The sequence below is a fragment of the Mesorhizobium erdmanii USDA 3471 genome (assembly GCF_000472705.1).
In the GTDB taxonomy this organism is placed as follows: Bacteria; Pseudomonadota; Alphaproteobacteria; order Rhizobiales; family Rhizobiaceae; genus Mesorhizobium; species Mesorhizobium erdmanii.
In genome coordinates, this window is record NZ_AXAE01000016.1 from 118208 (window position 1) to 130219 (window position 12012).

Annotated in this window: 13 protein-coding genes; 4 read left to right on the forward strand and 9 right to left on the reverse strand. The window is 63.4% G+C overall.

All coding sequences use genetic code 11. The features are described 5' to 3' along the window. Nucleotides 1-78: 78 nt before the first annotated feature. Nucleotides 79-1620 (reverse strand): LysM peptidoglycan-binding domain-containing protein, encoded by a 1542-nt coding sequence (locus tag A3AU_RS0113605; protein WP_027053327.1) that lies wholly within the window; start codon nt 1618-1620, stop codon nt 79-81. 125 nt (nt 1621-1745) lie between these two features. On the opposite strand from A3AU_RS0113605, the gene A3AU_RS0113610 reads away from it, so the two are divergent. After that, the gene (locus A3AU_RS0113610; RefSeq protein ID WP_027053328.1) at nt 1746-2357 is read left to right on the forward strand and encodes an LOG family protein; all 612 of its coding nucleotides are present in this window, start codon (nt 1746-1748) and stop codon (nt 2355-2357) included. A gap of 42 nt (nt 2358-2399) precedes the next feature. Here A3AU_RS0113610 and A3AU_RS0113615 read toward each other — a convergent pair whose 3' ends face one another. Continuing rightward, nucleotides 2400-3284, reverse strand: coding sequence for a LysR family transcriptional regulator (locus tag A3AU_RS0113615; protein WP_027053329.1), 885 nt, complete (start codon nt 3282-3284; stop codon nt 2400-2402). 110 nt (nt 3285-3394) lie between these two features. On the opposite strand from A3AU_RS0113615, the gene A3AU_RS0113620 reads away from it, so the two are divergent. Together A3AU_RS0113620 and A3AU_RS0113625 are read left to right on the forward strand one after the other, a co-directional pair. Continuing rightward, complete coding sequence (locus tag A3AU_RS0113620; RefSeq protein ID WP_027053330.1) at nt 3395-3685, forward strand: muconolactone Delta-isomerase family protein; 291 nt, start codon at nt 3395-3397, stop codon at nt 3683-3685. 247 nt (nt 3686-3932) lie between these two features. After that, nucleotides 3933-4931, forward strand: a complete 999-nt coding sequence (locus A3AU_RS0113625) for a transporter (protein WP_027053331.1) — start codon at nt 3933-3935, stop codon at nt 4929-4931. 40 nt (nt 4932-4971) lie between these two features. On the opposite strand, the gene rarD is transcribed toward A3AU_RS0113625, so the two are convergent. The 7 genes from rarD to cysS form a co-directional block, all read right to left on the reverse strand. Beyond that, entirely contained in the window at nt 4972-5886 is a 915-nt protein-coding gene (rarD, locus tag A3AU_RS0113630; RefSeq protein ID WP_027053332.1) for an EamA family transporter RarD, read from the reverse strand. A gap of 83 nt (nt 5887-5969) precedes the next feature. After that, nucleotides 5970-7592 carry a citramalate synthase gene (gene cimA, locus A3AU_RS0113635; RefSeq protein ID WP_209444649.1) on the reverse strand — a complete coding sequence of 541 codons (1623 nt, stop codon included), beginning with the start codon at nt 7590-7592 and terminating at the stop codon, nt 5970-5972. Next, the gene (gene pip, locus A3AU_RS0113640; protein ID WP_027053334.1) at nt 7589-8539 is read right to left on the reverse strand and encodes a prolyl aminopeptidase; all 951 of its coding nucleotides are present in this window, start codon (nt 8537-8539) and stop codon (nt 7589-7591) included. Before pip ends, cimA begins: the two co-directional genes overlap by 4 nt. Then, nucleotides 8536-9012 carry a GFA family protein gene (locus A3AU_RS0113645; protein ID WP_027053335.1) on the reverse strand — a complete coding sequence of 159 codons (477 nt, stop codon included), beginning with the start codon at nt 9010-9012 and terminating at the stop codon, nt 8536-8538. The genes pip and A3AU_RS0113645 overlap by 4 nt, the downstream gene beginning before the upstream one ends. Then, on the reverse strand, nt 9009-9500 hold the full coding sequence (locus tag A3AU_RS0113650) for a GFA family protein (protein ID WP_027053336.1): 492 nt from the start codon (nt 9498-9500) through the stop codon (nt 9009-9011). The genes A3AU_RS0113645 and A3AU_RS0113650 overlap by 4 nt, the downstream gene beginning before the upstream one ends. Nucleotides 9501-9521: 21 nt before the next feature. Further along, nucleotides 9522-9908 (reverse strand): VOC family protein, encoded by a 387-nt coding sequence (locus tag A3AU_RS0113655; RefSeq protein ID WP_027053337.1) that lies wholly within the window; start codon nt 9906-9908, stop codon nt 9522-9524. Beyond that, on the reverse strand, nt 9905-11341 hold the full coding sequence (gene cysS, locus A3AU_RS0113660) for a cysteine--tRNA ligase (RefSeq protein ID WP_027053338.1): 1437 nt from the start codon (nt 11339-11341) through the stop codon (nt 9905-9907). The genes A3AU_RS0113655 and cysS overlap by 4 nt, the downstream gene beginning before the upstream one ends. Before the next feature lie 467 nt (nt 11342-11808). Between cysS and A3AU_RS1000000139835 the strand changes: the two genes are divergently transcribed. Next, nucleotides 11809-11964, forward strand: a complete 156-nt coding sequence (locus A3AU_RS1000000139835; protein ID WP_081294303.1) for a hypothetical protein — start codon at nt 11809-11811, stop codon at nt 11962-11964. Nucleotides 11965-12012 lie beyond the last annotated feature (48 nt).

Consider the following 12012-nt stretch of genomic DNA (forward strand, 5'->3'; position numbering starts at 1 on the left):
GTTCATCGGCGATAGACGATGAACGATGACGGAGCAAGCTAGACCGATGGGTAGATCGGCAGATTGCCGATCTCTTCTCTACTGGGTCTTGGTCGGCGCTGTCGTTGCCTGCTCGCCCATTGCCTTGAGATCGGCGGCTTCGCCTTCCTTGGACTTTTCCGGAACCTTGAACACCTGCCCGGGCCAGATGCGATTGGGATCCCTGATCTGGTCCTGGTTGGCGAGGTAGATGGTGGAATAGCGCACGCCGTGGCCATAGACGCGCCGCGAAATTCGCCACAGCGTATCGTTGCGGCGGATGATGACGGCGCCGTCGGCATGTTCGAGTTTGGGTGACACCACCTCCGGCACGTCGCTCGGCGGGGTGGCCGCGGCGACGACGGCCGGAGCCTCGGCGGCAGGTGCGGCGGGAGCCGGAGCGGCAGGTGCTTCGGCGGCCGCGGGTGCGGCCTGCTTGGTCTCTGCCGGCTTGGCATCCGCCGGCTTGGTCTCGGCGGGCGCCACGGCGGCGACCGCTTCGCCTGGTTCGCGTTCGAACGGCACGGCGGCGCGAGCCACAACCTTCACGCCGTCGGCATCGAGGCCGTCGACATGGATGGTGTAGCTGCCGACCGGAATGTCGCGTGTCGCTTCAACGAGGAAATGACCGTCCGGCGATGTCTGCGCTTCGCCGAGCAGGATTTCGTTGGCATAGGCACGCACCTTGCGGCCCGGGTCGGCGAGGCCGGCGACGAAGATCTTATTGCCATCGATCTCGACCGCCTCGACCACGATCTTGGGTTCTGCCACGGCCGCGGCGGGTGGTGTCGCCGGAGCGGCCGGAGCCGGTGTTGTCTCGACGACGGCGGGCGCGGGAGCCGGTGCGGCTGGCGCCGGAGCAGTGGTTGCGGGCGCTTCGCCGGCCGGAGCCGCCGGCGCCGGAGCGGCAGCCTGGTCGCCGGTGGCAGGCGCTGCCGGTTTGGTCTCGGGCGCCGGAACCGTCAGCAGTTCGGCCGGCTTGCCCGGCTCCTCGACCATAGCCAGCACCTGGCCGGCGGCATCCTTGGGAACCGCGACGACCGCGGTCTGCGCCGAAGCGGTCACGACCGTGCCGACTGTCGAGCGCAGCGCAATCGTATAGTCGCCAGGCTTCAGCGGATCGTCGAGCACGATGACAAAGGCGCCATCGGGACCCGCCACCGTTGAACCAAGCACCGTCGTGCCGTTGAGGATCTCGACCTTTGAATTGGGTGCTGCATTGCCGGCGACGACGATAGAACCATTGCTCTCGACGCGTACGACGTCGAAGGTCGGCGCAACGGGACCGGCAGCGGCTGGTGCCTGCGCGGCAGGAGCCTTTGCATCGACAGCCGGTGCGGCCGGAGCTTCCGTTGCCGGCGCGGCCGGAGCGGTCGCCTGAGGCGCGGCGGCGGGTGCCGCCGGCACCGCCGGCGCCGGCAGTCGCCCTTCCGTGCCGGGGTCGGCCGGTTTTGGCGCCACGGGCGGCGTCAAGGCCGCGACCTGCGGCGGCGGCGTTGGATGAAGATACGGGTCGAGTGCACCCGATACATAGGCGGTTCCCCCGACCGCGACGGTCCCACCCGCCGCGAACAGAAACGCCTTCAATGGATTAATTGCCATATTTCCCTACCCCTTAGCCACCTAACGCCGGTCTAGCGTGTTTTACGAAAGCCGACAAGAAAAAGCCCGGACTGTCGGCCCCCAGGGCTTGACCCCGCTTCCAGACCCAATCACCAATCATCGGTATGAACACGATTCGATCCGTCTGCGTCTATTGCGGCTCGTCTCCGGGCCGAGATGAAATCTATGCGAAGGCCGGACACCTGCTTGGCCGTTCAATTGCCAAGGCCGGGCTGCGGCTGATCTATGGCGGCGGCACCAAAGGCATCATGGGCGCCGTCGCCGAAGGCGCGCTCAAGGCCGGCGGCAAGGTGACAGGCATCATTCCCCGCTTCCTGATCAACAGGGAAGCAACCGAAACAGCGCTCGACCGGCTCGACGAGTTATTGATCACCGACAACATGCACGAGCGCAAACACAGGATGTTCGAGAAATCCGACGCCTTTGTGGCGCTGCCTGGCGGCATCGGCACAGTCGAGGAGATCGTCGAGATCATGACCTGGGCGCAACTCGGCCATCACCGCAAGCCGATCGTCTTCGGCAATGTCAACGGATTCTGGGACCCGATGCTCTCGTTGCTTGATCACATGGCGGCAGAGGGCTTCATCCACACCGCGCAACGGGTCAAGCCGCTGGTCGTCAACGAGCCGGAGGCTATCGTGCCCGCCATCATGGTGGCAGGCTCCTCCGTCGACGCGCCGACCGAAGGCGTGCAGTCGGTGATAGACAAGATGTAGGGAATAGGCAGTAGGGAATGGGGCTTGCCTACTGCCTACTGCCTACTGCCCTGCTGCCCTCCGCAAATCTCCAATCACCGCCCGTCCATCCTGACGCCGCCAGGCGAGATGGATCGTCACACTGCGCTTGAACCAGGGAAGGTCGCGGAAGACGATCCCCGGCGGCGCGGCGCGGCGCAGGCTCTCCTGCACCGTTGCCAGGCCGAGGCCGGCGCCGACCAGCCCAAGCGAGGTCAAGGGATCGGCAGTCTCGTAGGCGATGTCGGGCACGAAGCCAGCCTCGATGCAAGCTGCCAGGAACTGGCCGCGGTTGGTGTCGGCGGGCTGGCGCACGACGGTGATCCAGGTTCGGCCATTGAGGTGAGGCGGGCGGATCTCGGCGACAGCCGTAAGCGCATCACCCTCCGGTATCGCCAGCACCAACGGCTCGCGCCGGACCAGCATCGAGGCGATTTCGGGATAGTCGGCCGGCGGCGGCGAATAGACCAGGCCAAGATCCAGCGTGCGCTGGCGCAGCCCCTCGAACTGCGCGGCGGAGCGCAGGCTCATCAGGCTGATGTGCAATTGCGGCCGTTCGCGGTGGAATTGCCCGAGCATGTCTGCAACCAGACCGGCATGCACCGCGCCCTCGACATAGCCGATGGCGAGACGGCCGACCGCGCCGCTGGCGAGGTTGCGGCCGAACGCCTCCACGCGCCGCGCATTGGCAAGTAGCGCGCGAGCTTCTGCAAGGAAGGCGCGGCCCTCGGCGTTGAGATGAACCCGCTGCCTTGCCCTCTCGAAAAGCGCGACGCCCAGTTGCTGCTCGAGCTGCATGATCTGCCGGCTGAGTGGCGATTGCGAGATATGCAGCAGTTCGGCGGCACGGCCGACATTGCCGGTTTCGGCGACAGTGACGAAATAGCGGAGCTGGCGCAGGTCGAACACTTTCTCTCCGAATCTATCCGTCCTTTCAGGTCTCAACTTTAGCCTATTCAGTCTTGGACAGTCTGACTAGCCCTTGGGATAGTCGGCCATCCCAACCAAAGGAGACCGACATGCAGTTCTTTGCCCTTCTCACCCGCAACACCGCAAAGTTTGGCGACGCCGACTTCGCACCGCTTCTGCCCGGCGAGGCCGAGCAGCGACGCACGCTCTACGCCGAAGGCGCGGTGCGCCAAGTCTGGAACCGTGGCGACATCCCCGGCAGCGGCATGATGTTCGAGGCGGCCGACGATGCCGAAGTGCGCGGCCATCTCGCCACCTTGCCACTCATCAAGGCCGGCATGATGGACATCGCCGCGATCGTGCCGCTCAACCCCTACCCCGGGTTTGGGCCGAAGCGCTGAACGAAGACGAAGACGGGGCAGCCGACACAGCTCGGCCGCGTGTGGCCGCCAGGAACAACTCTGCGTGCCCCATGGAGTTGGCCGATACGCGCGATACAAGCTCCCGACGGCTTGGCACGGCCACTGAGGCAGCGCTGCCACCCGCAACTGTCAAGAAACCGTCACACGAAACCAGGTTCGCGCGTGCTAGGATTTTGCGGTTGGGTCGCTGCGCGGCTCGTTGCTTGGACCATCTGGAGAAGCGACAATGAACATCGCCCTCCCTGCCGAAGGCACCGACCTGTCGCCTTACCTGCCCGATGAGCACGGGTTGTTCTTCATCTATCATTTCACAGCGGAAGGCGTGCGGACCAGAGACCTCGCGCAGGCGCACTGGACATGGCGCAGCTACCAGATCACCGACCTCCACGCTCGCCAGGAGATCGGCGCCGAGCAGGCTCTGCCGGCCCCAGCGCGCGATGCATTCCTTGCCCCCAGCCATGGCTGCCACATCGACTATGAGGATGGCTGGCTCTATGGCGATCTGCCCGATCTCAAGCACGACTTTTCGGAGGCGCGCGGGCTCGTCCATTTCCGCTTCGCCTTCAATGACACCATGCTGATCGGCGCCCGCAAGCAACCGCTGGAGTCGGTCGACGCCGTCCGCAAGGTGGTGGAAAATGGTTCACGGAAATTCCGCTCGCCGGCGGACCTGATCGAGGCGGTCATGGGCCAGTCGCTCGACGGCATGTCGGTCGAGCTCGGCAAGCTTGCAGACACGCTCGACGGCATCGAGGATCGCGTCGTGCGCGACGCATGGCACAATGAGCGGCAAGCACTGGTCGAGGCGCGCCGGCAGTTGGTGGTGATCCATCGGCAGATGGCGACGCTCACCAACCTGTTCCGGCATCTCGACCATTCGCATCGCGACGAGCTGCCTGACCCGATCAACGACATGGCGGCCCGGCTCTCGCATCGGGCACAGACGCTCTATCACGACGGCGAGCAGTTGCAGGCGCGCACGAGGCTGTTGCAGGACGAGCTGATGGCGAAGCTGACGATGCAGTCTAACCAGTTGCTCTACATTCTGTCGGTCATGACGGCGGTGTTGCTGCCGATGACCATCATATCGGGCCTGTTCGGCATGAATGTCGGCGGTCTTCCGCTGGTCGATACGCCCGTCGGCTTCTGGGTGGTGACGGCGGTCTCGGTCGCCATCGCCGCGGCCACCTATCTGTTCGTCAGGCGGCTTGGCCGAGGATTGTAGCGGGCAGCCTTGCATCTTTTTACGCCAAAGCGCGTATACCCTATCGAGCGGCCCGGCGTGCGCTCGTCAACATCGACCAGGAATAAATCGCAAGTGCCGCCCAGATCAGTGCGAAGGCAGCGGCCTGTGCCTTGCCGAACGGCTCGTCGAAAACCAGCACCGCGATCAGGAACACCATGGTCGGCGCGATATATTGCATGATGCCGATGGTGGAGAGGCGCAAAAGCTTGGCGCCGAATGCGAACAAAAGCAGCGGCACCGATGTGATCGGACCACAGCCGATCAGCAAGGCCGTGTCGGTGCCGTTGCTGTGTACGATATGGTCCTGTCCGGTCGCGATCAGGTAGACGATATAGCCAAGAGCCGGAACCGACAGCAACAGCACTTCGAGCAGAAAGCCCTGGCTCGGCCCGATCGGCAGCGTCTTGCGGAAGAAGCCGTAGGCGGCGAAGGAAAACGCCAGCGCCAGCGATACCCAGGGCAGCTTGCCGCCCTCGATCGTCAGCAGCATGACCGCGACCGCCGCAAGCGCGACCGCCGCGATCTGCAAACGATTGAGCCGCTCGCCAAGCAGCAGCGCACCGACCACCACGACCACAAGCGGGTTAATGTAATAGCCAAGCGCGGTCTCGACCGTGCGGTCGACGGCGATCGCCCAGACATAGATGCCCCAGTTGACCGAGATCAACGCCGCCGTCAGCGCCGCCATGGCGATGGTGCGAGGCGAGCGGATTGCCGCCTTGAAATCCGCCGTGCGACCGGCCCAGACCAGAACCGCCGCGGCGATCGGCACCGACCAGACGATGCGGTGGGCGATCACCTCGGCAAGCGGCAGATGCGCCACTGCCTTCATGTAGAAAGGCAGCAACCCCCACAACAGATAAGCGCCCAGCGCCAGCAGGAAGCCGCGACGGGCCTTTGAATCTGCGTCCAGGGCAATTGCTTCGGTGACCATGGGCCAACGCTATGGCGCAGTAAACTTGGCAAGACCATCGCAAAGTTCTGATGGATCAATGGACTTTCGCTGATGGTTCAACCTTATTCGGCGGCAACCAACCCCGCCATTTCGCGGTTCTTCATCAGCTTGTAGACGATCGAATCCATCAATGCCTGGAACGACGCGTCGATGATGTTTTCGGACACCCCGACGGTCCACCAGCGCGCACCGGTGCCGTCATGCGATTCGATCAGGACGCGCGTAATGGCCTCGGTGCCACCATTGAGGATACGCACCTTGAAGTCGGCAAGTTCGAGGTCGACGATCTCACTCTGGTATTTGCCGAGATCCTTGCGCAGCGCGATGTCGAGCGCGTTGACCGGGCCATGTCCCTCGGCGACCGACATCTTCTCCTCGCCGTCGACCAGCACTTTCACGATCGCTTCGGAGACCGTCTTCAGCTGGCCGTTGGCGTCGAAGCGGCGCTCGACCATGCAGCGAAACGAGGTGACGTTGAAGAATTCCGGCAGGCCGTGCAGCATCTTGCGCGCCAAGAGCTCGAAGGAGGCGTCGGCGCCCTCATAGGCGTAGCCTTCGGCCTCTCGCTCCTTGACCACGGCAATCAGCGCATCGAGCCGGTGATCGTCCCTGGGCACCTCGATGCCGCGCCGCTTCAGTTCGGCAAGGAAATTGGCCTTGCCGCCCTGGTCGGAGACCATGACGCGGCGGCGGTTGCCTACGGTTTCCGGCGGCACATGCTCGTAGGTCGCCGGCTCCTTGGCCAGTGCGGAGGCATGGATGCCGGCCTTGGTGGCGAAAGCCGAGGCGCCGACATAGGGTGCCTGGGCTTCCGGGGCGCGGTTCAAAAGTTCGTCGAAAGCCCGCGACAGGCGTGAAATGCCGGTCAGCGCTTCGGCCGAAATGCCTGATACAAAGCGATCGGCGAATGCCGGCTTCAGTGCCAGTGTCGGCACGATCGAGATCAGATTGGCATTGCCGCAGCGCTCGCCGATGCCGTTCAGCGTGCCCTGGATCTGGCGCACACCGGCCTCTACAGCGGCCAGCGAATTGGCAACCGCCTGGCCCGTATCGTCATGGGCGTGGATGCCCAGATGATGGCCCGGTATGCCTGAGGCGATGACCTTGGCGACTATGGCACGCACCTCCGATGGCTGCGTGCCGCCATTGGTGTCGCACAACACCACCCAGCGCGCGCCGGCGTCGTATGCCGTCTTCGCGCAGGCCAGCGCATAATCCGCATTGGCCTTGAAGCCGTCGAAGAAATGCTCGCAATCGACCATCGCTTCCTTGCCCGATGCGACAGCGGTTTCCACCGAGGTCTTGATCGCTTCCAGATTCTCCTCGTTGGTACAGCCGAGCGCAACGCGCACATGGTAGTCCCAGCTCTTGGCGACGAAGCAGATGGCGTCCGATTTCGACTGCACGAGCGCTGCAAGGCCAGGATCATTCGAGGCGGAAACCCCCGCCCGCTTGGTCATGCCGAAGGCAACGAATTTGGCGCGTGCGGTGCGTTTCTGCTGAAAAAACGCAGTGTCGGTCGGATTGGCGCCGGGATAGCCGCCTTCGACATAGTCCATGCCGAATTCGTCGAGCAGTTTTGCAATCGCGATCTTGTCCTCGACGGAAAAGTCGATGCCCGGCGTCTGCTGGCCATCGCGCAATGTGGTGTCGAAGAGATAGAGGCGCTCGCGGGTCATGGTCATTTGCCTGCAAATTTGTCCGTCGCGCGGATCAGCTGGTCGAGGATGCCCGGCTCGGAATAGGCGTGGCCGGCGCCCTCGATCAGATGGAAGTCGGCCTTCGGCCAGGCCTTGTGCAGCGCCCAGGCGTAGCGTGCCGGACACGGCATGTCGTAGCGTCCGTGAACGATGGTGCCGGGGATATCGCCGAGCTTGTGTGCATCGCGGAGCAATTGTCCCTCTTCCAGCCAGCCGGCATGGACGAAGTAGTGGTTCTCGATGCGGGCGAAGGCGACGGCATAGTCGTCCTCGCCAAACGGCCCGCTTGTCTCCGGCTCCGGCAACAGCGTGATCGTCTCGCCTTCCCATAGGCTCCAGGCGCGGGCGGCCTCGATCTGCGCCTTGCGGTCGGACCCGACCAGCCGCTTGCGGTAGGCTGCCATCATGTCGCCCCGTTCGGCCTCGGGGATCGGCGCTAGGAAACGCTCCCACTTGTCGGGAAACATCTCGGAGACGCCGAATTGATAGTACCATTCGAGTTCGGCGCGGGTCAGCGTGTAGATGCCGCGCACCACAAGCTCGCTGACGCGGTCAGGGTGCGTCTCGGCATAGGCGAGCGCCAGTGTGGAGCCCCAGGAGCCGCCGAACACCAGCCATGTGTCGAAGCCGGCCATTTCGCGCAGGCGTTCGATGTCGGCGACGAGATGCCAGGTCGTGTTGGCTTCGAGCGAGGCGTTTGGCGTCGATTTTCCGCAGCCGCGCTGATCGAACAGGATGACGTCGTAGAGTTTTGGATCGAACAGCCGCCGGTGCTTCGGCGAAATGGTGCCACCCGGCCCGCCATGCAGGAACACCGCCGGCTTGGCGCCCTTGGTGCCGGAACGCTCCCAATAGACCCTATGGCCATCGCCGACGTCGAGCAGCCCGGAGTCGAACGGTTCAATCTCGGGGTAGAGGATGCGCAAGCTCATAGTTTAAGGCCCTGTTGCGGCCAGTTGGCCGTTTCGTGATCGGGGTGCTGGAAGGAGATGATCTGCTCCTGCCACGCATAGTAGTCGGAATCCTGGTGAACGGGCTGATCGAAGATCGTCTCCACCCAAGGCAGCCGGGCCGCATAGTTGACCTGGATTTGCGGCGCCAGATCCGAACGGTCGTCGAAAGCGCCGATGGCGATCTCCAGCCCGCCGGGCTGGCGATAGGTCAGCGGTGTGCCGCAGCGGGCGCAAAAGCCGCGATCGATGTTGACCGACGACTGGAAATAGCTCGGTTCCTCATGGGTCCACTCGACGCCATCCCTTGGCACTGTGACCAGCGCGCCGAAGAAGGAGCCGAATTGCTTCTGGCACATGCGGCAATGGCAGATGGACGGGCGGCCAAGCGCCCCCTTGATGCGGAAGCGCACGGCGCCGCACTGGCAGCCGCCGGTTCGGACAGTCTCGGTCATGGTCTTTCCTCAGGCGGCCATTGGTCGGTGTCGTGATCGGGATGCTGGTAGGAGACGAGATCGGCGAGATAGGCAGCCGACGACATGTCGGCCATCGTATCCTCGCCCGGCAGGTCCGGAATGGTGTCGACATAGGGTAATTTCGCCTCGGTGCCCCATTGGATCAACGGCACGATTTCCGCCGGATTGTCGAATGCACCGATGGCCAGCCCCACCCCATCGGGCGCGGTGAAGGTGAGCGGCGTTCCGCAATTGGCGCAGAAACCACGATCGACATGGCTGGATGAGCGGAAATATTTCGGCTCGCCGCGCGTCCAGTCGAGCCTGGCGCCACGCACCGACACCAGCGGCGCATAGAACGCGCCAAATGCCTTCTGGCACATGCGGCAGTGGCAGACCGAAGCGTCGCCCAGCGTGCCCTCGACGCGGAAGCGCACCGCGCCGCACTGGCAGCCGCCTGTGTAGATCGGCCGATTGTCGAGGCTCATGATTCCCTCCGATTCATAGGCTCACTCCGGATCATGGCAGACAGCCTCGACATTGTTGCCGTCGGGATCGAAGACGAAGGCGCCATAATAGTTAGGGTGATAGTGCGGGCGCAGGCCAGGCCCGCCATTGTCCTTGCCGCCGGCGGCAAGCGCCGCGGCATGAAAGGCATCGACCTCGCCACGGCTGCGCGCGGTGAAGGCGACGTGCTGATGATCTCTCGGTCTATCCTTGCCGGTGCTCAGCCAGAACACCGGCCTGTCGCGGCCATAACCGCCAACCTTGGCGCCGCCCGTATATTCCAGCGGCACCATGTAAAGCAGCGAAGCACCCAGCGGCGCCATCGCCTCATCGTAGAAAGCCTTCGAAGCCTCGAAATCGGCAACGGTGATGCCGAGATGGTCGATCATCTTTTTATCTCCCAAGTGGTGATTCGCCCTCCGGTGACCGGATCCTTGCCGTCCTTCAACTGTACACCTTGCGATAGGAGCTCGTCGCGGATGCGGTCGGCTTCGGCCCAGTTCTTCGCCGCGATGAGCGCGAGACGATTGGCGATTGCCTTCGCGACCTTGTCTTCATCCACTTCTGCCGAGGCGACATCGAAGCCGAGGAACAGCAGCGACGCCTTCAGTGCAGCAGCGGCTCGGTTACCGTCCGCGGCGTCGCCGGCCAACTGGGTCAGCACCTGGAAGGCCGCGTATGTCGCAAGATCATCCGATAACGCTTCCACGACCTCCACCGGCACCTGCCCTACCGCCGCCGGCGCCAGGTCCGCGGCGCGTTTCCATTTGCGCAACGTGTTCTCCGCCTCCTCCAGCTTGCGCACGGAAAAGTCGATCGGCTCGCGGTAATGCGTCATCAGCATCGCCAGCCGCAGCACCTCGCCCGGCCAGCTGCGGCCGCCGAAGCTCTCGGTCTCCAGCAGTTCGTGGATCGAGTAGAAATTGCCGAGGCTCTTCGACATCTTCTGGCCCTCGACCTGCAAGAAGCCATTGTGCATCCAGACATTGGCCATGACTGAAGTGCCGTGGGCGCAGCGCGACTGGGCGATCTCGTTCTCGTGGTGCGGGAAGATCAGGTCGAGGCCGCCGCCATGGATGTCGAACACCTCGCCGAGATAGGCCGCCGACATCGCCGAGCATTCGATGTGCCAGCCCGGCCGACCCCTACCCCAGGGGCTCTGCCAGCCCGGTTCTTCCGGCGAGGACAGCTTCCACAGCACGAAATCGCCAGGGTTTTTCTTGTGCGCGTCGACGGCAATACGGGCGCCGGCCTGCTGTTCGTCGAGGTTGCGTTTCGACAATTGCCCGTAGTCCGGCATCGACTCCGTATCGAACAGAACTTCGCCTGCCGCGACATAGGCATGGCCGCGTTTGATCAGGCTTTGAATCAAGGTGATCATGTCGGCCTTGCCGTCGGCGCGAGGCTCGACGAATTCGGTGGCGCGCGGCTCGACCGTCGGCTCCAGGCAGCCAAGCGTGGCGACATCCCTGTGGAACTGATCGGCCGTCTTTTCGGTCACGCGCCGGATCGCTTCGTTGAGCGACAGGTTTCCGGCCGATATCTCGCCACCGAAATCACGCAGCGCGCGCGCGTTGATCTTGTCGTCGACGTCGGTGATGTTGCGCACATAGGTGACGTGCGTCTCACCATAGAGATGGCGCAGCAGGCGGAACAATACGTCGAAGACGATCACCGGCCTGGCATTGCCGATATGGGCGAAGTCGTAGACGGTCGGGCCGCAGACATACATGCGCACATTGCACGCATCGATCGGAACGAAATCCGCCTTCGTGCGTGTCAGCGTGTTGTAGAGGCGCAAGCCCTGCGATGCGTCTGACATTCCATGCCTTCCCGGTTCAGAACTTTGGTTGGAGCATGATCTTATCCGAAAACCGGTTTCCACTTTTCGGGATCATGCTTTTAGGATGGAGCCAGCCGCGCGCAGAGGCGCAATCAGACTCCAGCCTGCTGGCCGGGGCGTTTGTCCAATCTGGGGAAAGATGAGGCGAAAACGTCCGGACCAGCGCGAGGCTAGCCAATAATGCAAATGCCACAAATGGCGAAAGACGTTTTCATGGGCGGCTTTATCGCCTCGGTCAGTGTTGCCGTCAAGTCGCTACTGCCAGGAAAAACGTCGCCGAGACTGGCGAACACGTCGCTCGATCACACGGAATCAGGCAGTGAAACATTTTATTAAACATGTCGGCACAGTCATGAAACATTCGCCGGCTAGATCACCAAGCGTCACGATTTGGTCGGATTCGACGGTCAAACGCGAACACGAAAACGTTACCTGGGAAGAGAAACATGTCTCGAAGCAAGCAAGACGCCACCCGCGCCAAGCAACCGGCGCTGGCAAGCCATTATCGTGCGATCGGGCCGGCCGCGATCGTCGCCGCCCTTCTTCACACCGCGAAGAAGAAGAAGCCGGCGCCGAAGATCGTATCGCCCCGCGCCGCCTGAAGCGATGCGCGGCCGGCGCGAAAGGCGCCGGGCATGAGGCGCTCATAT

What these genes read in the sequence shown, in the direction of transcription:
- A3AU_RS0113655 (WP_027053337.1), bottom strand. Translation starts at nt 9,908, where the DNA reads ATGATCGACCATCTCGGCATCACCGTTGCCGATTTCGAGGCTTCGAAG.
- A3AU_RS0113650 (WP_027053336.1), bottom strand. Translation starts at nt 9,500, where the DNA reads ATGAGCCTCGACAATCGGCCGATCTACACAGGCGGCTGCCAGTGCGGC.
- A3AU_RS0113610 (WP_027053328.1), top strand. Translation starts at nt 1,746, where the DNA reads ATGAACACGATTCGATCCGTCTGCGTCTATTGCGGCTCGTCTCCGGGC.
- A3AU_RS1000000139835 (WP_081294303.1), top strand. Translation starts at nt 11,809, where the DNA reads ATGTCTCGAAGCAAGCAAGACGCCACCCGCGCCAAGCAACCGGCGCTG.
- cysS (WP_027053338.1), bottom strand. Translation starts at nt 11,341, where the DNA reads ATGTCAGACGCATCGCAGGGCTTGCGCCTCTACAACACGCTGACACGC.
- rarD (WP_027053332.1), bottom strand. Translation starts at nt 5,886, where the DNA reads ATGGTCACCGAAGCAATTGCCCTGGACGCAGATTCAAAGGCCCGTCGC.
- A3AU_RS0113620 (WP_027053330.1), top strand. Translation starts at nt 3,395, where the DNA reads ATGCAGTTCTTTGCCCTTCTCACCCGCAACACCGCAAAGTTTGGCGAC.
- A3AU_RS0113645 (WP_027053335.1), bottom strand. Translation starts at nt 9,012, where the DNA reads ATGACCGAGACTGTCCGAACCGGCGGCTGCCAGTGCGGCGCCGTGCGC.
- cimA (WP_209444649.1), bottom strand. Translation starts at nt 7,592, where the DNA reads ATGACCATGACCCGCGAGCGCCTCTATCTCTTCGACACCACATTGCGC.
- A3AU_RS0113625 (WP_027053331.1), top strand. Translation starts at nt 3,933, where the DNA reads ATGAACATCGCCCTCCCTGCCGAAGGCACCGACCTGTCGCCTTACCTG.
- pip (WP_027053334.1), bottom strand. Translation starts at nt 8,539, where the DNA reads ATGAGCTTGCGCATCCTCTACCCCGAGATTGAACCGTTCGACTCCGGG.
- A3AU_RS0113605 (WP_027053327.1), bottom strand. Translation starts at nt 1,620, where the DNA reads ATGGCAATTAATCCATTGAAGGCGTTTCTGTTCGCGGCGGGTGGGACC.